We start from the raw sequence: 19,196 nt of genomic DNA, 5'->3' as shown, positions 1-19,196 counted from the left end.
CCGGAGGTCCCGTCCGCTGCCAGGGTCTCCCGCACCGGCGGGTGGACGGGCGACTCGGCCGCTGCCCGGGTCTTCGGACCCTGCGGGAGGACGGTGGTCTCCGCGTCCGGAGCCTTGGGCGCCGGCTTCGGGGTCTCCACGGTCTGCGTGGTGTGGCTGGCGGCTGCCGCCGCTGCCGCCGCGGCCGCGGCTGCTGCCGCGCGGGCCTCTTCGGCGCGGCGCAGGGCGTCCTCGGCCTTGCGCTGCTTCTCCAGGCGGCGGGCCTCGGCCTCGGCGCGGAGCCGGGACTCCTCCTCGGCCTGGCGGCGCAGCCGGTCCTGTTCTGCGGCACGGGCGGCCGCCTCGGCGGCGAGCCGGAGCCGTTCCTCCTCGGCGAGGCGGGCGGCCTCCTCGGCGCGCAGGCGGGCCGCTTCGGCCTCCTGCTCAGCGGCTTCGCGGCGGGCGGCCTCCTCGGCCTCCCGCTGGCGCTCGGCCTCCTCTTCGCGGAGCCGGGCGAGCTGGGCCTGGCGTTCGGCTTCGAGGCGGGCTTCCTCGGCGAGCCGGGCCGCCTCTTCCTCGGCGCGGATGCGGGCGGCTTCCTCGGCCTGGCGGCGGGCTTCCTCGCGGGCGTCGATCTCCTGCTGCGAGAGCGGCAGTGCCTGGTCGAGGCGGTGCCGCACGACGGTGGTGACCGCTTCGGGCTCCTGGCCGGCGTCGATGACGAGGTAGCGGGAGGGGTCGGCGGCGGCGAGGGTCAGGAAGCCGGCGCGGACCCGCTGGTGGAACTCGGCGGGCTCGGACTCGAGTCGGTCCGGGGCCTCGGTGAAGCGCTCGCGGGCCGCTTCGGGCGAGACGTCGAGGAGGACCGTCAGGTTGGGGACCAGTCCGTCGGTGGCCCAGCGGGAGATGCGGGCGATCTCCGTCGGGGCCAGGTCGCGGCCGGCGCCCTGGTAGGCGACGGAGGAGTCGATGTAGCGGTCGGAGATCACGACGGCGCCGCGTTCCAGGGCGGGACGGACGACGGAGTCGACGTGTTCCGCGCGGTCGGCGGCGTACAGCAGCGCCTCGGCGCGGTGTGACAGACCGGCGGACGAGACGTCCAGCAGGATCGAGCGCAGCCGCTTGCCGACGGCGGTAGCGCCCGGTTCGCGGGTGACGACGACCTCGTGGCCCTTGGCGCGGATCCATTCGGAGAGCGCCTCGACCTGGGTGGACTTCCCGGCGCCGTCGCCGCCCTCTATGGCGATGAAGAAGCCGGTGGCGGAGGGCGCCGCGGCGGGCTCGCCGCCGCGCAGGGCCTCGCGCAGGTCGCGGCGGAGCGGTACGCCCTGGCGGTCGTCGGTCTTGCCGAGGACGAGGGCGGCGACCGGCAGCAGGAGCGCGCCGATCAGCATGAGCGTGAAGGCGGCGCCGCCGTGCTGGAAGGTGAAGTGGCCGTTGGCGAGGCGGTGCGGGCCGATGAGTCCGGCGAGCACCGGGGCACCGATGGCGGCCACGGCGACCGCGACGCGGACGACGGCGTGCAGGTGGTCGGTGGTGCGCGCGCGGCGCTGCTCCTCGGCCTCCTGCTCGATGAGGAGGTGGCCGGTGTTGGCGGTGACGCCGGCGGCCGTGCCGGCGAGAGCCGCCAGCAGCAGGACGGTGGTCTGGTCGGGGACCAGTCCGGTGAGCAGCAGCGCGAGGCCGGTGACGGCGATGGCGATGGCCAGCAGGCGGCGGCGCGAGAGGGTCGGCAGGGTGCGCGGTCCGACCCGGATGCCCGTGACGGTGCCCGCGGTCAGTGCCAGGACGAGGAGTCCGAAGCCGACCGGGCCGAAGCCGAGGTCGAGTGCGTGCAACACCGACAGGGCGACGGCGGCGGCGATCGAGCCGGCCACGCCCGCGGTGGCCAGGACGAGGAGCGGGAGGGCGCCCGTGCGGCCGCGCTCGGAGCCGTCGGGTCCCTTGGGGAGCCGGAGGCCTTCGAGCGGGGAGTGCGGGCGGACCGTCGTGGTGTCGGGCAGTTCGAGGAAGTACAGCACCGCGATGGACGCGGAGAACAGCCCGGCGGCGACGTAGGAGGAGAGCGCGACCTGGTGGAGGTCGAACCAGTTCACGCCGAGCGCGAGCAGGCTGTTCAGCAGGGTCACGACGACGAGCGCGGCCGCGGCGAGCGGCAGGGCGACGAACCCGGTGCGCAGGTCGAGGCGGTGGAGCGTCGCGAGGTGGTCGGGGGCGGGGCGTACGGCCGTGTCGCCGGGGGTCGGGACCGGGAGCAGCCCGGGGGCCGCGCCGTCCTTGGCGACCGTCCACAGGCGTTCGGCGATACCGGCCACGAAGGCGGTGACGAGCAGCCAGGTGACGGCGGAGGACGGCACCCAGGTGATCCACAGCGGGGCGACGATGAACAGCGCCAGCCGTGCGCCGTCCGCGCCGATCATGGTCCAGCGGCGGTCCAGGGCGCCGGCGGTCGCGGTGAGCGCCGACAGCGGGCCGAGCAGGACGGCGCCGAAGAGCAGGGTGGACACCAGCCGGACGCCGAGCACCGCGGCGACGGCGAAGGCCGCGCCCCGGTAGCCGCCGCCGAAGGACCCGGCGAGGACGGCTGCCTGCACGGTCAGCCAGATCAGCACCAGCATGCCGAGCCGGTCGGCGATGCCTCCGGTGAGCTGGGCGCTCCACAGCTTCCGCAGCGGCGGGATCTTCAGCAGGGCACCTACCGCCCGCCCGCGCGAGTCCGCCGCGAGGTCGCCGGCGAAAGCGTCGGTCACGTCCCTTGGCCGCTCGATTCGCGTCATTCGGACAGCCTATCCGGAGCACGGAAATCCATGACCCCCCGCCCGAACAAACGGGCGGGGGGTCATGGACGAGCCGGTGTTTCGGCGGGTTATTCGGTGGTCTGCGCCGCCGTGGTCTTCTTCGCGGTGGTCTTCTTGGCCGTCGACTTCTTCGCCACGGTCTTCTTGGCGGCCGTGGTGGTCTTCTTCGCCGCCGCCTTCTTGGCGGGCGCCTTCGTCGCCGTGGCCTTCTTCTTCGCCGGACCCTTGGCACGCTTCTCGGCGAGCAGCTCGTAGCCGCGCTCCGGCGTGATGGTCTCGACGTCGTCGTCGGTCCGCAGCGTCGCGTTCGTCTCGCCGTCGGTGACGTACGGGCCGAAGCGGCCGTCCTTGACGACGACCGGGCGCTCGCTGACCGGGTCGGTGCCCAGGTCCTTGAGCGGCGGCTTGGCGGCGGCGCGGCCGCGCTGCTTGGGCTGCGCGTAGATCGCCAGTGCCTCGTCGAGGGTGATGTCGAAGAGCTGGTCCTCGGTCTCCAGGGAGCGCGAGTCGGTGCCCTTCTTCAGATACGGCCCGTAGCGGCCGTTCTGCGCGGTGATCTCGACGCCTTCGGCGTCCGTACCGACGACGCGCGGGAGCGACATCAGCTTGAGGGCGTCGGCGAGCGTCACCGTGTCGAGCTGCATGGACTTGAAGAGCGACGCGGTACGCGGCTTGATCGCGTTCTTGCCGGTCTTCGGGGTGTCCTCGGGCAGGACCTCGGTGACGTACGGGCCGTAGCGGCCGTCGCGGGCGATGATCGGGCGGCCGGTCGCGGGGTCGGTGCCCAGCTCGAAGTCGCCGCTCGGCTTGGCGAACAGCTCCTCGGCGTACGCGACGGACAGCTCGTCCGGCGGCAGCTCCTCGTGGACGTCGGCGCGCTGGTGGTTCTCCTCGCCCTTCTCGCCCCGCTCGATGTACGGGCCGTAGCGGCCGACCCGCAGCACGATGCCCTCACCGATGGGGAAGGACGAGATCTCACGGGCGTCGATGGCGCCGAGGTCCTCGACGAGCTCCTTGAGGCCGCCGAGGTGGTCGCCGTCACCGTTGCCGGCGTCGGCGGCCGAGGCCTTGGCCGCGGTGTCGTCGCCGCCGAAGTAGAAGTGCCGCAGCCACGGCACGGCCTGGGCCTCACCGCGGGCGATGCGGTCGAGGTCCTCCTCCATGGAGGCGGTGAAGTCGTAGTCGACGAGCCGGCCGAAGTGCTTCTCCAGCAGGTTGACCACGGCGAAGGAGAGGAAGGACGGCACGAGGGCCGTGCCCTTCTTGAAGACGTAGCCGCGGTCCAGGATCGTGCCGATGATCGACGCGTACGTCGACGGGCGGCCGATCTCGCGCTCTTCGAGCTCCTTGATCAGCGAGGCTTCGGTGTAGCGGGCCGGCGGCTTGGTGGCGTGGCCGTCGACGGTGAGCTCTTCCGCGGTGAGCCCGTCGCCCTCGCTGACCTGCGGCAGCCGCCGCTCACGGTCGTCGAGCTCGGCGTTCGGGTCGTCCGCGCCCTCGACGTAGGCCTTCATGAAGCCGTGGAACGTGATGATCTTGCCGGAGGCGGAGAACTCCGCCGCGCGGCCGTCGCTCGACGTGCCACCGATCTTCACGGTGACGGAGTTGCCGACCGCGTCCTTCATCTGGGACGCGACAGTACGCATCCAGATCAGCTCGTAGAGCCGGAACTGGTCGCCGGTCAGACCGGTCTCCGCGGGGGTGCGGAAGCGGTCGCCGGAGGGGCGGATCGCCTCGTGCGCCTCCTGCGCGTTCTTCACCTTGCCGGTGTAGACGCGCGGCTTCTCCGGGAGGTACTCGGCTCCGTAGAGCTGGGTGACCTGCGCGCGGGCGGCCTTGATCGCGGTCTCCGACAGCGTCGTGGAGTCCGTACGCATATAGGTAATGAAGCCGTTCTCGTACAGCTTCTGCGCTACCTGCATCGTCGCCTTGGCGCCGAAGCCCAGCTTGCGCGAGGACTCCTGCTGCAGCGTCGTCGTGCGGAAGGGGGCGTACGGCGAACGGCGGTACGGCTTGGACTCGACGCTGCGGACGGCGAAGGCGCTGTCCGCGAGCGAGGCGGCGAGCGCGCGGGCGTTCGCCTCGTCCAGGTGGAGGACGGTCGCGTTGTCCTTGAGTCGCCCGGTCGACGCGTCGAAGTCGCGGCCCTGGGCGATACGGCGGCCGTCGACGCTGGTCAGACGGGCCGAGACGGTCGACGGGTCGGAGGCGTCACCCGTGCGGCCGGTGGCGAAGGTACCGCTCAGGTCCCAGTACTCGGCGGTGCGGAACGCGATGCGCTCACGTTCCCGCTCGACGACGAGTCGGGTGGCGACGGACTGGACACGGCCGGCCGACAGGCGCGGCATGACCTTCTTCCACAGGACCGGCGAGACCTCGTAGCCGTAGAGGCGGTCGAGGATCCGGCGGGTCTCCTGGGCGTCGACGAGCGGCTGGTTCAGCTCGCGCGGGTTCGCGACCGCGGCCTGGATCGCTTCCTTGGTGATCTCGTGGAAGACCATCCGGCGGACCGGGACCTTGGGCTTGAGGACTTCCTGCAGGTGCCAGGCGATGGCCTCGCCCTCGCGGTCCTCATCGGTGGCGAGGAAGAGTTCGTCGGAGTCCTTGAGCAGGTCCTTGAGCTTCTTGACCTGCGCCTTCTTGTCGGCGTTGACGACGTAGATCGGCTCGAAGTCACTGTCTACGTTGACGCCGAGGCGAGCCCACGGCTGGCCCTTGAACTCCGCCGGCACTTCGGCGGCCCCGTTGGGGAGGTCGCGGATGTGCCCGACGCTGGCCTCGACCACGTAGCCCGGGCCGAGGTAGCTCTTGATCGTCTTCGCCTTGGCAGGCGACTCGACGATGACGAGTCGGCGGCCGCTCTTTGCGGTCTCGCGGGTCGGGGACAACTTCGCTCTTCTCTCCGGGTCGAAGGGGTTCGCTGCGGAGTGTGACCGTACATCCCGGTCCCATGTCAAACGCGAAAAGTCCGCAACGCCACTCGAACGGTAACCCGACAACCGTCATTCCTGCCGCACGGCCCGACGGCCCGGTCCGTTTCCAGGCAGCGTGACGTGCGCTTATACCTGTGCGAGACACCAGACGCCGGCGACCAGCGACGCCGCTCCGAAAAGAATGGTCAGGGCCGCCCCCACCGGGCCGCCGCCCTGGGTCACCGGTGCTCGACCCGCTGTGCGCGCCCCCGCCCAGACCAGAAGCGCCGCTCCGAAAAGCGCGAAGACCGTTCCGGCGAACAGTGCGGGTGTGCTCTCCATGCCCGTCCCCCTTCTTCCTGCGTCTTCGCGGCTTTTTTGCGGCTCGCGCCGGAGACTCGCACCTCCGTACGGCGTCCGGGCGAACCCCGGGTGAATGGCGGCCGACAACCGAGCGCTACATCACATCCAGCGTGGCTCGCTTCCGACTGCCGCGCTCGAAGATCCGCAGCAGGACGACGGCCAGCACGGTGTACCCGGCGGCCACCGCCAGCTCGGCCCCGATCCCGGGCAGCGCGGCCCGCCAGGTGCCCCCGGCGGCGAGCGCCCGGGCGGCCCCGGTCGCGTGGGTCAGCGGCAGCAGGTCGCCGGCCGTCCGCATCCAGCCGGGCAGCGTCCCGCGCGGCACGTTCGCGCCGGTGAGCAGGAGCAGGACGGCGCTCGCGACGTTCGACACGAGGAAGACGTCCCGGAACCGCAGCCCGAGCGCCCCCAGGGTGATCCCGAAGACCGAGCACGACAGGGCGGCCGCGCCGATCGCGGCAGCCAGCCCCGGCAGGGCGGCGGCCGGGATCCGCAGCCCGAGCAGCAGGGCGCCCGCCGCGAGGGTGAAGACGGTGACGAAGAGACCGTTGACGACGTAGGGCAGCGCGCGGCCGGTCCACAGGGCGGTCCTGCTGCGCGGCCTCGGTCTCGGTGGTGCGCGGGCGCAGCCATCCGGTGCGGGAACGGTAGGTGCGCCGCAGTTGGTGCGCGTCGATTGCCAGCATGCGGGCGACGCTACGAAGCGGGGGCGGGCGCCGGCGACTGATTCGGTGACCCCCGAATCGTCACCCCGGCCGACCCGGCGGGCCGGAGCCCGGCCGTCAGGAGACGGCTTTGAGCACGTTCTCCCCGCTGAGCAGTGCGAGCAGCGCCCGGCCGGTGTCCGTGAGCTGGTAGTAGACGCTGCGGCCGACCCGGTGGCGGCTGACGACGTCGGCCTCGGCGAGCACGGACAGGTGCTCCGAGACCGTCGAGGGCGCCAGCCCCAGCCGGTCGGCGAGGCCGGCCGTGGTGAGCGGCGCGGCCAGCTCCCGCAGCACGGTGGCCCGCCCGCGGCCGAGCAGCGCGCCGAGCCGGTCGTCGGTGCGCTCCTCGGGCTCGTCGCGCAGCGCGCCCGCGCCGCGGGCCTGGAACGAGACGGCCATGACGCCCGGGTCGTCGGTGGAGTACAGCCGGCAGCCCTCGGCGAAGACCAGCGGCACCAGCAGCAGACTGCGCTCCCCCGCCCGGTAGTCGGCCTCGATGTGCTTGGTCAGTTCCAGGACGGGCGGGTTCCAGCGGGCACGGGCCTCCAGGCCGGCGAAGAGCGCGTCGACGCCTTCGGTGGCGAACGTCCGGGCCCGGATGAGGACCTCGTCCTCGACCAGCCGGCGCATGACCGGCCAGTGCGGTTCGAGGACGGCGTACCAGTAGGCGGAGTAGGCGTCGGCGAGCTCGCCGCAGGCGCGCCGCGGATCGTCGAGGTACGGGCGGTACAGCTCGGGCAGCCCGTCGGGGAAGTGCTCGGCGATCTGCAGCTGCACCGTTTCACGCGTGGTGGCGCGCAGCACGTCCAGTTCCGCCTCGACCGAGCCGGTGCCGAGCGGCCGCGGCAGCATGAAGTCGGGGAAGCCGAGCGGGCCGTTCAACAGGGCGCGCAGCGGTCCCGTCCGGTCGTCGGACGCCAGGACGTGCCGGGCCCGGCCGACCCATTTGCGGTACGGCCAGGACGGTTCCCGGCCCGGCTTCGTCAGGTGCAGGCTGCAGAACGCGTCCCACAGCGGACTCATGGCGATGCGTGTGCGGCCGAGCGACGCCTCGTCGAGTTCTATGCGGATCACCCTCGCATTCTGCCCCGGGCGGGACGTGCACTCGGGCGAGCTGGAAAGATGTGCGGCGTCGACCGAAAACCGATGTGTCCGACGCCCGACGTTTCTCAGCAGGGGGAGCCACCCGCCATGTCCGACCAGAACCCGTACGGCCAGCCGCAGGACCCGCAGCAGCAGCCGGGCGCGGCATACGGCTACCCGCAGTACGGCCAGCCGCAGCAGCCCCCGCAGAACCCGTACGGCCAGCCGGCCGGCGGCCAGCCCGGCTACGGCTACCCGCAGCAGCCGGGCATGCAGCCCGGCTACGCGCAGCCCGGCGCGTACACCGGCGACCCGGCCGCCCCGTACGGCTACGACCCCTACGGCCGCCCGTACTCCGACAAGTCGAAGGTGACGGCGGGGCTGCTCTCGCTGTTCCTGGGCGGCTTCGGCGTGGGCCGGTTCTACACCGGTCACATCGGCATGGCGCTCGGCCAGCTCTTCACGCTCGGCGGCTGCGGCATCTGGTCGCTGATCGACGGCATCATCCTGCTGACGGGCAACAACAACACCGACTCGCAGGGTCGCGTCCTGCGTGGCTGAAACCCGACTGCGGCCGACCGCCGGCCGGGTGCGACGTCTCGTCTCGCACCCGGCCTCGGTCCCGCTCGCGCTCCTCGCGGGCGCCGGGTACCTCTGGACGACCAACCCGCACGAGCCGGGGCACCTGTTGCCGCGCTGCCCGTTCAACTGGGCGACCGGGCTGCTCTGTCCCGCGTGCGGTGCGACGCGCATGGTCTATGACCTGATGCACGGCGATTTGCCCGGCGCATTCCATGACAACGCGGCCCTGTTCGTGCTCGCGCCGGTGGGCCTGTTCCTCTACGGCCGGTGGCTGGCGGAGGGGCTGCGCGGCCGGACGTACCGGCCGGTGATCCCGGGCCGGTACCAGGCGGTCCTCATCGCCGGGGCGCTGGTCTGGGGTGTACTGCGCAACATCAACTAGCACATCTCTGATCACGTTTTCATGAAGTCCGGTCAAATGATGTGACTACCGACAGGCGTTGCTGCCAGGATCAGGCCACGCATCGGGGGGCGGGGCACCTACGCACGTCCCTTTGGTGTTTCGTCCCCAACGCAAGGAGCCATCCATGGCCACGCCCACGCCCGACGCCCCGTTCGGTTACGACCCGCAGGGTCGTCCGCTGTCGGACAAGTCCAAGATCACCGCGGGCCTGCTGCAGCTCTTCCTCGGCACCCTCGGCATCGGGCGCTTCTACACCGGCCACACGGGCATGGCCCTCGGCCAGCTGTTCACCCTCGGCGGCTGCGGCATCTGGTCGTTCATCGACGCCATCATCTTCTTCACCAGCAAGGACCGCACCGACTCCAACGGTCGTGTGCTGCAGGGCTAGTCCCTGGTCCCGCTGATCGCTCCGCCTCGGCCCGCTCCCCTTACTCCGCTCGGGAGCGGGCCGAGGTGTGTCCGGCGCGCATCAGTGCCCACCGGGGTCCGGTCAGTTCTCCACCGGGTCCAGGAACGCCTGCTCGACGAGGAGCCGGATCGAGTCCGGCGTACGGTCGCGCAGTATCACCGGGTCCTCCCCCAGCAGCTGCGCGATGGCGTCGAGGATCCGGCCCGCCGGCAACGTCCCGTCGCACACGCCCGCGAAGCCCGCGCCGACCGTGTCGACCTTGGTGGCGCGCCGCATCCCGCGGTTGGCACGCAGCACCACGTGCTCGGGGTCCTCGGCGCCCGGCAGCCCCACCTGCTCCTGCACCACCTCGTCGGCGAGCCGGAAGCGCGCCTCCAGCAGCGCCGCGTCGTCGTGCGTGCGGAGGAAGTCCTGGCGGACGAACCAGTCCTTGATGTGCGCGCCCAGCGGCTGCTCCACCGGGTGCGGCCATTCCTCGGCGGTGATCGCCGGCCGGTCGGAGCCGGACTTGCGGAGGGTGATCCAGCCGAAGCCGATGCCCTTGACCTTGCGCTGCTCGAACTCGTCCAGCCAGGCGTCGTACCGGGCCGCGTACCGCTCGGGGTCGTCGCGGTGGTCGCCGCCGTCGCGCAGCCACAGCTCGGCGTACTGGGTGATGTCCTGGACCTCGCGCTGCACGATCCAGGCGTCGCAGCCGCGCGGCACCCAGCCGGCCAACCGCTCCCGCCAGTCCTCGCCCTCGGTGTGCTGCCAGTTGGCGAGGAGCTGGCAGTAGCCGCCGTCGTTGAGGTGCGCGGCGGACTGCTGGACGAGGGTGCGGCACAGGTCGTCGCCCCGCATCCCGCCGTCGCGGTACGTGAAGCGGCCCGCCGGGGAGATGACGAACGGCGGGTTGGACACGATCAGGTCGTAGCGGTCCTCACCGACCGGCTCGAAGAGGCTGCCCTGCCGCAGATCGGCCTCCGGCGCGCCGGAGAGCGCGAGGGTGAGGCGGGCGAAGTGCAGGGCGCGCGCGTTCACATCGGTCGCGGTGACGCGGGTGGCGTGCCGGGAGGCGTGCAGCGCCTGGACGCCGGAGCCGGTGCCGAGGTCGAGCGCGGAGCCCACCGCGTCGCGGACGGTGAGGCCCGCCAGCGTCGTGGAGGCCCCTCCGACGCCCAGCACCAGATCGGCCCGGTCGACGCCGGGCGCCGTACCGATGCCGCCGGCCCCACCGACGGCGCAGCCGAGGTCGGAGACGATCCACCAGTCCTCGCCGCCGTCCCCCGCGTACGGGCGGACGTCCACGGTGGCGCGCAGTTCGTCGCCGTCCCTGACCAGCCAGCCGTCGGCGAGGCACACGTCGACGGGCAGGGCGGCGCGCAGCCGCTCATGGGTCACCGGCCGCTGCAGCAGGAAGAGCCGCACCAGCGACTCCAGCGGGCTGCCGCCGCGCGTGGCGCGCAGCGCGGGCACGGTCTCGGCCCGGGACAGGGCCGCGTAGGCGGTGGCGCCGAGCAGATCGAGGCAGCCGTCGGCGGTGAAGGCGGCGGCCCGCAGGGCGTCACGCAGCTGTTCCGCGTGGTCGGGGGCGGGGTGGGGCGGGGCTTTGGAGAGGGGCGGGGTACTCACGCCCCCATTGTCGCGGAACGAGCGCGGCCCGGCGCCCCTCGGAGGGATGCCGGGCCGTGTCGGGTCCTCGGATCGGGCCCTCGGATCGGGCCCTCGGATCGGGTCAGGGACCCGCCGGGCGTGTCATGTCGACGGTCCGGTCATGCGGCCGGCCCTGTCTCATGCGGCCGGCCCCGTCATGCCGCCGGACCTGTCGTGCGGCCGGACCTGTCATGTCGCCGGACCTGTCATGTCGCCGACGGTGAGGCTCCGGTCTTGCAGCCGGGCTGGTCGGCCATCGCCTTGCCGACCTCACCCTTGCGCAGGGTGTTGAGAGCCGTCTCCGCGGTCTTGTTGGCGGTGTCCGCCTCCGCCGAGGCGGCGGTGAGGCCGTCGGCGAACTTCCCCTGGTCTGACGTGTCGAGCCCGTCGACCTTGGTCTTCACGGACGCGTAGGCGGCCGACGCCTTGTTGAGGTCGGCGACCGTGTCCTTGTGCTGGACCTCGCCGTTGTCGGTGGGCGGCGGTCCGGCCTTGCTCACGATGTCCGCGAGGGACTTGTACGCCTCGGAGATCTGCTGGAAGGCCGCGGAGTCCGCCGCCTTCACATCCGCCGGCTTGCCGTTCTTGTCGACCTTCGTGATGGCCGTGTTCGCGTCGTTGATCTTCTTGGTCTGTGCCGAGGCCTGGTCGCAGACGGTCTTCGCCCAGGCGTCCAGCTTGTCGTTCGAGTCGTCGCTGCTGCATCCCGTCAATGCCAGGAGCAGAGCGGCACCGGACAGCGCGCCCACGAGCTTCTTCTTCACCGGTTGTGTCCCTTCCATGGCTCTACGGCCCCGGAACTTACACGCCAAATGGGTGTCGACCACGAGTCCGAAGGAAGATTCATCCCCTATTGAAGCCATTTGCACCAAGGATCGTCCGGTGTCGGTACACTCGCGCACGGCGGCGGGCGGCACTCAAAAAGTGCCGCCCGCCGCCGTTCTGACGTGCCGTCGGTCCGGATCCGGGTCAGTGCGTCCCGGTCAGGAGCCGGTCAGGAGACCGACGCCGGATCGGCCGAACGTTCCGGCGTCGGCGCGTTGTTGTCGTCCCCCATCGCGATGCCACGCCGCTTGGAGTTGTAGACCGCGCCGACGATGATGGCGATCGAGACCACCGCCACCGTGATGCGGACCCCGAGGTTCGCGTCGTCGCCGTACGAGAACTTCACCACCGCCGGGGCGATCAGCAGCGCCACCAGGTTCATGACCTTGAGCAGCGGGTTGATCGCCGGTCCCGCGGTGTCCTTGAACGGGTCGCCGACCGTGTCACCGATGACGGTCGCGGCATGGGCCTCACTGCCCTTGCCGCCGTAATTCCCGTCCTCGACCAGCTTCTTGGCGTTGTCCCAGGCGCCACCGGAGTTGGCGAGGAACACCGCCATCAGGGTGCCGGTGCCGATCGCGCCCGCCAGATACGAGGCGAGCGAGCCGACGCCGAGGGAGAAGCCGACCGCGATGGGCGCGAGGACGGCGAGCAGACCGGGGGTGGTCAGCTCGCGCAGCGCGTCCTTGGTGCAGATGTCGACGACCTTGCCGTACTCCGGCAGCTCGGTGCCGTCCATGATCCCGGGGTGTTCGCGGAACTGCCGCCGCACCTCGTAGACCACCGAGCCCGCGGAGCGCGAGACGGCGTTGATGGCGAGGCCGGAGAACAGGAACACGACGGCCGCCCCGAGCAACAGCCCGAACAGGTTGTTCGGCTGCGAGATGTCGAGGCTGAGCCATCTCATGTCGGACACGGAGATGTGGGCGCCCGCGACCGCGGTGTCGATCGCCTCCTTGAACGCGCCGAAGAGCGCGGTCGCGGCGAGCACCGCCGTGGCGATGGCGATGCCCTTGGTGATCGCCTTGGTGGTGTTGCCGACCGCGTCCAGGTCGGTGAGCACCTGGGCGCCCTCGCCGTGCACGTCCCCGGACATCTCCGCGATGCCCTGGGCGTTGTCGGAGACCGGACCGAAGGTGTCCATGGCCACGATCACGCCGACGGTGGTGAGCAGGCCGGTGCCGGCCAGTGCGACGGCGAACAGCGCGAGCCACACGGAGGTGCCGCCGAGCAGGAACGCCCCGTAGACCGACAGCCCGATCAGCACCGCCGAGTAGACCGCCGACTCCAGGCCGATGGCGATGCCGGCGAGGACCACGGTGGCCGCGCCGGTCAGCGAGGACTTGCCGATGTCCTGGACGGGACGCCGGCTGGTCTCGGTGAAGTAGCCGGTGAGCTGCTGGATGAGCGCGGCGAGCACGATGCCGATGGCGACGGCGACGAGCGCGAGGACCCGCGGGTCGCCCGAGTGGCCGGCGATGTCGGCCGGGACGCCCTTCAGCTCCGCGTAGGTGGCCGGGAGGTAGAGGTAGACCGCCACCGCGACGAGCACCATCGAGATGACGGCGGAGATGAAGAAGCCGCGGTTGATGGCGGTCATCCCGCTGCGGTCGGAGCGGCGCGGCGCGACGGCGAAGATGCCGATCATCGCGGTGAGCACGCCGATCGCGGGGATGAGCAGCGGGAAGGCCAGCCCGGCGTCGCCGAACGTCACTTTGCCCAGGATGAGTGCGGCCACCAGGGTGACGGCGTAGGACTCGAAGAGGTCGGCTGCCATACCGGCGCAGTCACCGACGTTGTCGCCCACGTTGTCCGCGATGGTCGCGGCATTGCGCGGGTCGTCCTCGGGGATGCCCTTCTCGACCTTGCCGACCAGGTCGGCGCCCACGTCGGCGGCCTTGGTGAAGATGCCGCCGCCGACACGCATGAACATCGCGAGCAGGGCCGCGCCGAAGCCGAAGCCCTCCAGCACCTTGGGCGCGTCGGCCTTGTAAAGGAGCACGACGACCGAGGCGCCCAGCAGACCGAGGCCCACCGTGAACATGCCGACCACACCACCGGTGCGGAAAGCGATCTTCATCGCGCGGTGCGAGACATCGGTCAGATCCGCTTTCGGCTCGCCGGGCGCGGGCGTGGCCGCCCGTGCGGCGGCCGCCACGCGCACATTGGCGCGCACCGCCAGCCACATGCCGACATAGCCGGTGACCGCCGAGAACACGGCGCCCACGAGGAAGAACACCGAACGGCCGATTCGCTGCGAAGTGTTGTCCGAAGGCAACAGCATGAGCAGGAAGAACGCCACCACGGCGAAGATCCCCAGCGTACGGAACTGCCGTGCGAGGTAGGCGTTCGCGCCTTCCTGCACGGCAGCAGCGATGCGCTTCATGCTGTCGGTGCCCTCGTCCGCCGAGAGCACTTGACGTACCAGCACTCCGGCGAGCGCCAGTGCCGCCAGTGCGACGACCACGATGATCAGTACGAGATTCCGGTTGCCGTCGGTCAGTACCGGCCCGGCGGCCAGTGCCTGAGCGATGTCGTGCGTGTGAGGGGTAAGTGGCCCCGCCATTCGTCCTCCTTGACGTTTGGCGCATGGGCGCGCGGCTCCTGCGACTCCCACAGCCGCGACGCTCAGCGAGCTGAGCAAAGATGGACGGATTGTAGGGAGCGGGACTAGATCAAAACAGTGCGCGGGATCAGAATTCGCCTGTGTCGGGGAAGCCGGAATTCCCCTCGGGCGCGTAAACCACCGAATGCGGTGAAGAATCGGGCACGGGGGAAGGCGCGGGGAAGGCATGCGGAAGACGCCGCGAAGGCAGCACCAGGGCAGCGCGGAGGCAGGCGGGGCCGGCGCGCGGGCGGCGTCATGACGACGGCGCCGGGCAGCGCTAGGAGGGCCGCCGCGGGGGGCCGTTCCGCCCGTCGCGAATGAGCGATACGGGTGAGGCGTGTGCTGCCGGTGCTGCGGGTGAGTCGTCCGGTTCGGGAACGGCCGGAGCAGGTCCTAGGGGAGCACGACAGCGGACGCCGTCGGCCAGCTCATGCGGATGATTCCGCCGTGCTCGCCAACGGTGACCTCGACGTCGTCGACCAGACCGCTGATGACGGCCAGGCCCATCTCGCCCTCGTCGTCGGAGTCATCGGCGCCGGACGCGCGCGCCGACGGGACGGAGCCCGCCGGTGAACCCGGTGCCTCGTCGCCGACCTCGATGGAGAATTTCTTCTCCTCCTCGGTCAGCAACACCCGCACGGGCCGGTCCACGCCGTTGCTCAGGTGCAGGCCGACAGCTCGGCTGCACGCCTCGCCCACGGCAAGCCGCACCTCGTCAAGGACTGCCTCGTCCACCCCCGCCCGGCGCGCTACCGCAGCCGCTACGAGCCGTGCGGTGCGCACGTGCTCGGGCTGAGCGCTGAAGAGCAGTTCTACGGTGGGCATGGCCTCCCCCTCGCTCCTATGGGTGGGCATCACAGGGGTCCGGGCGACGAAACCGCCCGGTACCCCCGTCCTGCGACGATCGGGATGATCAGTCGTTCGCCGCGACAGCCTCGTCGACCGAGGTGTGGATCGGGAACACCTTGGTCAGGCCAGTAATCCGGAAAATCTTAAGAATGCGCTCCTGATTGCATACCAGGCGCAGCGAGCCTTCGTGAGCACGCACCCGCTTGAGACCGCCGACCAGTACACCCAGACCGGTGGAGTCGAGGAAATCGACTCCCTCCATGTCCACAACCAGGTGATAACTGCCGTCGTTCACCAGCTCTACCAGCTGCTCACGCAGCTTGGGCGCGGTGTACACATCAATCTCGCCGCCGACCTCGACGACCGTACGGTCGCCAACGGTTCGAGTCGACAGGGACAGGTCCACGGATCCTCCAGCACCTTGCATCGAGCGGCGTCGCCCCCGGGGACCTCCCCGCCGAAGGGGAGGGGACGGATCGGCAGCCGCGATGGCATTCAATCACTTCACAGCGGGCCAGCACGACGCCTTCCTGCGATTGTCCGTCACGCCGGTGACACACTGAGTGCCGATGGCTAAGGATCAACTTCCGCAGTCGGCGCACGGCCGGCCGTCCCCCCGCACCGTTCTCGAGCGGCTCGCCACGGGGGCAGGCCGAGCCGCACGCATCACCCATACGGAGCACTTGCCCCCGCGGGTCGGTCGCCATGCCGATTGGCCTGATCAGATCCGTCCGGAGGTGCTGGAGGCCATCCGGGCGGCCGGTATCGCCCGTCCCTGGGAGCACCAGGCGCTCACCGCAGGACACGCGATGCGCGGCCAGTCGGTGGTCGTCGCCACCGGAACCGCCTCCGGCAAGTCCCTCGCCTACCTCGCCCCGGTCCTCAGTGCCCTCCTGGACGGCTCCGAGGCTCCGAACGGCCGTGGGGCCACCGCGCTCTATCTGGCGCCCACCAAGGCCCTCGCAGCGGATCAGCGGCGGGCGGTCGCCGCGCTCGCAAAACCGCTCGGTTCGGCGATCCGTCCCGCGCTCTACGACGGCGATACTCCATTCGAGGAACGCGAGTGGGTCCGCCAGTACGCCACGTACGTCCTCACCAACCCCGACATGCTGCACCGCGGCATCCTTCCCGCCCACGCCCGCTGGGCCTCGTATCTGCGCCGGCTGCGGTACGTCGTCATCGACGAGTGCCACACCTACCGGGGTGTCTTCGGCTCCCACGTTGCCCAGGTGCTGCGGCGGCTGCGGCGGCTGTGCGCCCATTACGGCGCCGATCCGGTCTTCGTACTCGCCTCCGCCACCGCCGCCGATCCCGCGGCCGCTGCCGGCCGTCTCACCGGCGTCCAGGTCGTGGAGGTCACCGACGACGCCTCCCCCCGTGGCGAACTGGCCTTCGCCCTCTGGGAACCGCCGCTGACGGAGATGAGCGGCGAGCACGGCGCGCCCGTCCGCCGCACCGCCACCGCCGAGTGCGCCGACCTCCTCACCGACCTCGTCGTCCAGGGCACCCGCACCGTCGCCTTCGTCCGCTCCCGGCGGGCCGCCGAGCTGATCGCCCTGATCGCCCAGGAGAAACTGGCCGCCGTCGACGCCTCGCTGCCCTCCCGGGTCGCCGCCTACCGCGGCGGCTACCTCGCCGAGGAGCGCCGCGCCCTCGAACGCGATCTGCACTCGGGCCGGCTCCTCGGCCTGGCCTCCACCACCGCCCTGGAACTGGGCGTCGACGTCTCCGGGCTCGACGCCGTCCTGCTGGCCGGCTATCCCGGCACGCGTGCCTCGATGTGGCAGCAGGCGGGCCGCGCCGGGCGCGCCGGACAGGGCGCGCTCGCCATCCTCGTGGGCCGCGACGACCCGCTCGACACGTATCTCGTCCACCACCCCGAGGCGATCTTCCAACGCCCGGTGGAATCCACCGTCCTGGACCCCGACAACCCCTACGTCCTCGCCCCCCATCTGTGCGCCGCCGCGGCCGAGCTCCCGCTCACCGACGACGATCTGACGCTCTTCGGCCCCGAAACCGCGGCCCTGCTCCCCCAGCTGGAGCGCCGCGGTCTGCTGCGGCGCCGGGCCGGCGGCTACTTCTGGACCCGCCGGGAGCGCGCCGCCGACCTCACCGACATCCGGGGTGCCGGCGGAAAGGCCGTCCGAGTCGTCGAGTCCGCCACCGGACGGCTGCTCGGCACCGTCGACGACGCCTCCGCCCACACATCGGTCCACGACGGCGCGGTCCACCTCCACCAGGGCCGGACGTATCTGGTCGAGCACCTGGACCTCGAGGACGCCGTGGCCCTGGTCGGCGAGGCCGACCCCGACTACTCGACGATGGCCCGTGAGACCACCTCCGTCTCCGTTCTCTCCACCGACCTGGAGGAGTCCTGGGGCGCTGCCCGCGTCCACTTCGGATCGGTCGAGGTCACCCATCAGGTCGTCTCCTTCCTGCGCCGCCGGCTGATCACCGGTGAAGTGCTCGGCGAGACCAAACTCGACCTCCCGCCACGCTCATTGCGCACCCGCGCCGTGTGGTGGACCGTCACCGACGACCAGTTGGACGCCGCGCGGATCCACCCCGAGGAGCTCCCCGGCGCCCTGCACGCCGCCGAACACGCCTCCATCGGTCTCCTCCCGCTCTTCGCCACCTGCGACCGCTGGGACATCGGCGGCGTCTCGATCCCGCTGCACGCCGACACCGGCCTGCCCACCGTCTTCGTCTACGACGGCCACCCGGGCGGCGCGGGCTTCGCCGAGCGCGCCTTCCACACCGCCCGCGGCTGGCTCACCGCCACCCGGGAGGCCATCGCCTCCTGCGAGTGCGAGTTCGGCTGCCCCTCCTGCGTCCAGTCCCCCAAGTGCGGCAACGGCAACGAGCCCCTGGACAAACCGGCCGCCGTCCGCCTCCTGGACTGCCTGCTGGCCCGGGAGACGCTCCCGGAATCAGCTGCGGATCCAAAGGCCGATCCAGCTGTTGGCCCAGGTACGGATCCAGGTGCGGATCCAGGTGCGGATCCAGGCGGGGATCCAGGCGGGGATCCAGCAGCGGGCCCGGCTCCGGTCGGGGAGTGAGAGCCCGGGGAGGCGGGACCGGCACGGGAGCGGACCCGGGCCGGGCCGACGGCGGCGGTGACATCGGCGATCTCACCTGTCACCACACACCGCACGAGCCGGGCGCCCTGTGCCGCCGCCGTCCGCGCGGCCCGCGCGCAGGCGGCGACCGGGCCGTCCAGCGCGTGGTCCGCCGCGGCCAGGGCCGCCAGGTCCGCCGCGCCGCCCGCCCGATGGCGGGCGGCGACCGCCTGGCCCATGGCCAGGACCGCGCCGAACGCCAGACACAGCACGCCCATCAGCAGCGCGGCCCAGACCGTCGCCGAGCCCCGGTCCCCGCGCCACCCGCCGCTCATCGGACGGTGTCCTCGGCGAGCGCCGCCGCTTCCGCGTGCAGCGCGACCTCCAGCACCGGCGCCCGGGCGGTGACCCGCACCCTGACCAGCTCACCCTCCCGGGTCAGCGACACCGCGGCACCCCGCGGAGCGGCGGCGCGGGCCGCCGCCAGCGCGGCGGCCTCCGGCTCGGAACGGGCCGCGGCCCGCGCACCCGCCCGCGCCGCGTCCACGCACTGGATCTGAGCCGCCACGGCCATCAGCCCGCTCAGCAGCCCCGCGGTGAAGAGCACCATGACCGGTAGCGCGACCGCGGCCTCCGCCGTGACGAACCCCCGCTCGCCCCGCCACGCCCTCACTGACGGCCGCCGGATGGGCGGTTTCGGGGGCGGTTCCGAAGGCGACTCCGACGACCCTTCCGGAAGGCTCTCAGAAGGACACCTCGAGTGCCCTCTCGATCAGACCGCTGAGCGCCGATTTCACCGCACCGCTGGTCACGATCTTGTAGAGCACGGCGGCGAATCCACAGGCCGCCAGTGTGCCGACGGCGTACTCCGCCGTCGTCATTCCCGCATCCGCGGCCGACCGAAGCCGCCGGGCCGTCGCGCGAAGCATCCGGACCACCATGACGTTCCCCCTTGTATCGGTATGTGTTGAATGACGTTCGTATGCC

15 protein-coding genes and 2 pseudogenes are annotated in these 19,196 nt (G+C 71.6%); 4 read left to right on the top strand and 13 right to left on the bottom strand.

Going from position 1 to position 19,196, the window contains the following annotated elements:
* From tmk to O3W51_RS22880, 5 genes and pseudogenes are all read right to left on the bottom strand, one after another.
* The coding region (gene tmk / locus O3W51_RS22900; RefSeq protein ID WP_269287247.1) for a dTMP kinase at window positions 1–2,756 on the bottom strand (2,756 nt) is incomplete at its 3' end.
* Window positions 2,757–2,845: 89 nt separating this feature from the next.
* The gene (topA, locus tag O3W51_RS22895; RefSeq protein ID WP_269287246.1) at window positions 2,846–5,665 is read right to left on the bottom strand and encodes a type I DNA topoisomerase; all 2,820 of its coding nucleotides are present in this window, start codon (window positions 5,663–5,665) and stop codon (window positions 2,846–2,848) included.
* 171 nt (window positions 5,666–5,836) lie between these two features.
* On the bottom strand, window positions 5,837–6,031 hold the full coding sequence (locus O3W51_RS22890) for a hypothetical protein (protein WP_138357101.1): 195 nt from the start codon (window positions 6,029–6,031) through the stop codon (window positions 5,837–5,839).
* A 115-nt stretch (window positions 6,032–6,146) separates the two neighbouring features.
* Window positions 6,147–6,641 (bottom strand): annotated as a pseudogene (locus O3W51_RS22885) (ABC transporter permease); the annotation flags it as partial.
* 193 nt (window positions 6,642–6,834) lie between these two features.
* Window positions 6,835–7,833: an ArsR/SmtB family transcription factor gene (locus O3W51_RS22880; protein ID WP_269287245.1), complete on the bottom strand. Its 999-nt coding sequence runs from the start codon at window positions 7,831–7,833 to the stop codon at window positions 6,835–6,837.
* Between the two features lie 117 nt (window positions 7,834–7,950).
* On the opposite strand from O3W51_RS22880, the gene O3W51_RS22875 reads away from it, so the two are divergent.
* The 3 genes from O3W51_RS22875 to O3W51_RS22865 all read left to right on the top strand — a co-directional run bounded on the left by O3W51_RS22875 (window position 7,951) and on the right by O3W51_RS22865 (window position 9,215).
* A complete protein-coding gene (locus O3W51_RS22875) occupies window positions 7,951–8,403 on the top strand; it encodes a TM2 domain-containing protein (RefSeq protein WP_138357098.1) in 453 nt (150 codons plus the stop codon).
* On the top strand, window positions 8,396–8,806 hold the full coding sequence (locus tag O3W51_RS22870; RefSeq protein ID WP_244809330.1) for a DUF2752 domain-containing protein: 411 nt from the start codon (window positions 8,396–8,398) through the stop codon (window positions 8,804–8,806). Before O3W51_RS22875 ends, O3W51_RS22870 begins: the two co-directional genes overlap by 8 nt.
* A gap of 145 nt (window positions 8,807–8,951) precedes the next feature.
* On the top strand, window positions 8,952–9,215 hold the full coding sequence (locus O3W51_RS22865) for a TM2 domain-containing protein (RefSeq protein ID WP_138357097.1): 264 nt from the start codon (window positions 8,952–8,954) through the stop codon (window positions 9,213–9,215).
* Between the two features lie 102 nt (window positions 9,216–9,317).
* On the opposite strand, the gene O3W51_RS22860 is transcribed toward O3W51_RS22865, so the two are convergent.
* From O3W51_RS22860 to bldG, 5 genes are all read right to left on the bottom strand, one after another.
* Window positions 9,318–10,847, bottom strand: a complete 1,530-nt coding sequence (locus O3W51_RS22860; protein WP_269287244.1) for a DUF7059 domain-containing protein — start codon at window positions 10,845–10,847, stop codon at window positions 9,318–9,320.
* 227 nt (window positions 10,848–11,074) lie between these two features.
* Entirely contained in the window at window positions 11,075–11,632 is a 558-nt protein-coding gene (locus O3W51_RS22855; protein WP_307811283.1) for a small secreted protein, read from the bottom strand.
* 230 nt (window positions 11,633–11,862) lie between these two features.
* The gene (locus O3W51_RS22850; protein WP_138357094.1) at window positions 11,863–14,259 is read right to left on the bottom strand and encodes a sodium-translocating pyrophosphatase; all 2,397 of its coding nucleotides are present in this window, start codon (window positions 14,257–14,259) and stop codon (window positions 11,863–11,865) included.
* Window positions 14,260–14,694: 435 nt separating this feature from the next.
* Complete coding sequence (locus O3W51_RS22845) at window positions 14,695–15,126, bottom strand: ATP-binding protein (RefSeq protein ID WP_138357093.1); 432 nt, start codon at window positions 15,124–15,126, stop codon at window positions 14,695–14,697.
* 88 nt (window positions 15,127–15,214) lie between these two features.
* On the bottom strand, window positions 15,215–15,556 hold the full coding sequence (gene bldG / locus O3W51_RS22840) for an anti-sigma factor antagonist BldG (RefSeq protein ID WP_138357092.1): 342 nt from the start codon (window positions 15,554–15,556) through the stop codon (window positions 15,215–15,217).
* Window positions 15,557–15,719: 163 nt separating this feature from the next.
* Between bldG and O3W51_RS22835 the strand changes: the two genes are divergently transcribed.
* Entirely contained in the window at window positions 15,720–18,209 is a 2,490-nt protein-coding gene (locus O3W51_RS22835) for a DEAD/DEAH box helicase (protein WP_269287243.1), read from the top strand.
* A 74-nt stretch (window positions 18,210–18,283) separates the two neighbouring features.
* Here the strand turns inward: O3W51_RS22835 and O3W51_RS48915 are convergent.
* From O3W51_RS48915 to O3W51_RS22820, 3 genes and pseudogenes are all read right to left on the bottom strand, one after another.
* Window positions 18,284–18,487: pseudogene (locus O3W51_RS48915) on the bottom strand (Rv3654c family TadE-like protein); the annotation flags it as partial.
* Window positions 18,488–18,540: 53 nt separating this feature from the next.
* A complete protein-coding gene (locus O3W51_RS22825) occupies window positions 18,541–18,897 on the bottom strand; it encodes a TadE family type IV pilus minor pilin (RefSeq protein ID WP_443048327.1) in 357 nt (118 codons plus the stop codon).
* A 55-nt stretch (window positions 18,898–18,952) separates the two neighbouring features.
* Entirely contained in the window at window positions 18,953–19,150 is a 198-nt protein-coding gene (locus tag O3W51_RS22820) for a DUF4244 domain-containing protein (protein WP_269287242.1), read from the bottom strand.
* Window positions 19,151–19,196 lie beyond the last annotated feature (46 nt).

The sequence above is a fragment of the Streptomyces sp. H39-C1 genome (assembly GCF_027158125.1).
GTDB lineage: Bacteria > Actinomycetota > Actinomycetes > Streptomycetales > Streptomycetaceae > Actinacidiphila > Actinacidiphila fildesensis.
This window is presented reverse-complemented; position numbering and strand designations above follow the sequence as displayed.

Bases quoted from the DNA above. Each gene is read 5' to 3' on its own strand.
- O3W51_RS22850 (WP_138357094.1), bottom strand. From the start codon at position 14,259: ATGGCGGGGCCACTTACCCCTCACACGCACGACATCGCTCAGGCACTG.
- O3W51_RS22820 (WP_269287242.1), bottom strand. From the start codon at position 19,150: ATGGTGGTCCGGATGCTTCGCGCGACGGCCCGGCGGCTTCGGTCGGCC.
- O3W51_RS22835 (WP_269287243.1), top strand. From the start codon at position 15,720: ATGGCTAAGGATCAACTTCCGCAGTCGGCGCACGGCCGGCCGTCCCCC.
- O3W51_RS22845 (WP_138357093.1), bottom strand. From the start codon at position 15,126: ATGCCCACCGTAGAACTGCTCTTCAGCGCTCAGCCCGAGCACGTGCGC.
- O3W51_RS22890 (WP_138357101.1), bottom strand. From the start codon at position 6,031: ATGGAGAGCACACCCGCACTGTTCGCCGGAACGGTCTTCGCGCTTTTC.
- O3W51_RS22875 (WP_138357098.1), top strand. From the start codon at position 7,951: ATGTCCGACCAGAACCCGTACGGCCAGCCGCAGGACCCGCAGCAGCAG.
- O3W51_RS22865 (WP_138357097.1), top strand. From the start codon at position 8,952: ATGGCCACGCCCACGCCCGACGCCCCGTTCGGTTACGACCCGCAGGGT.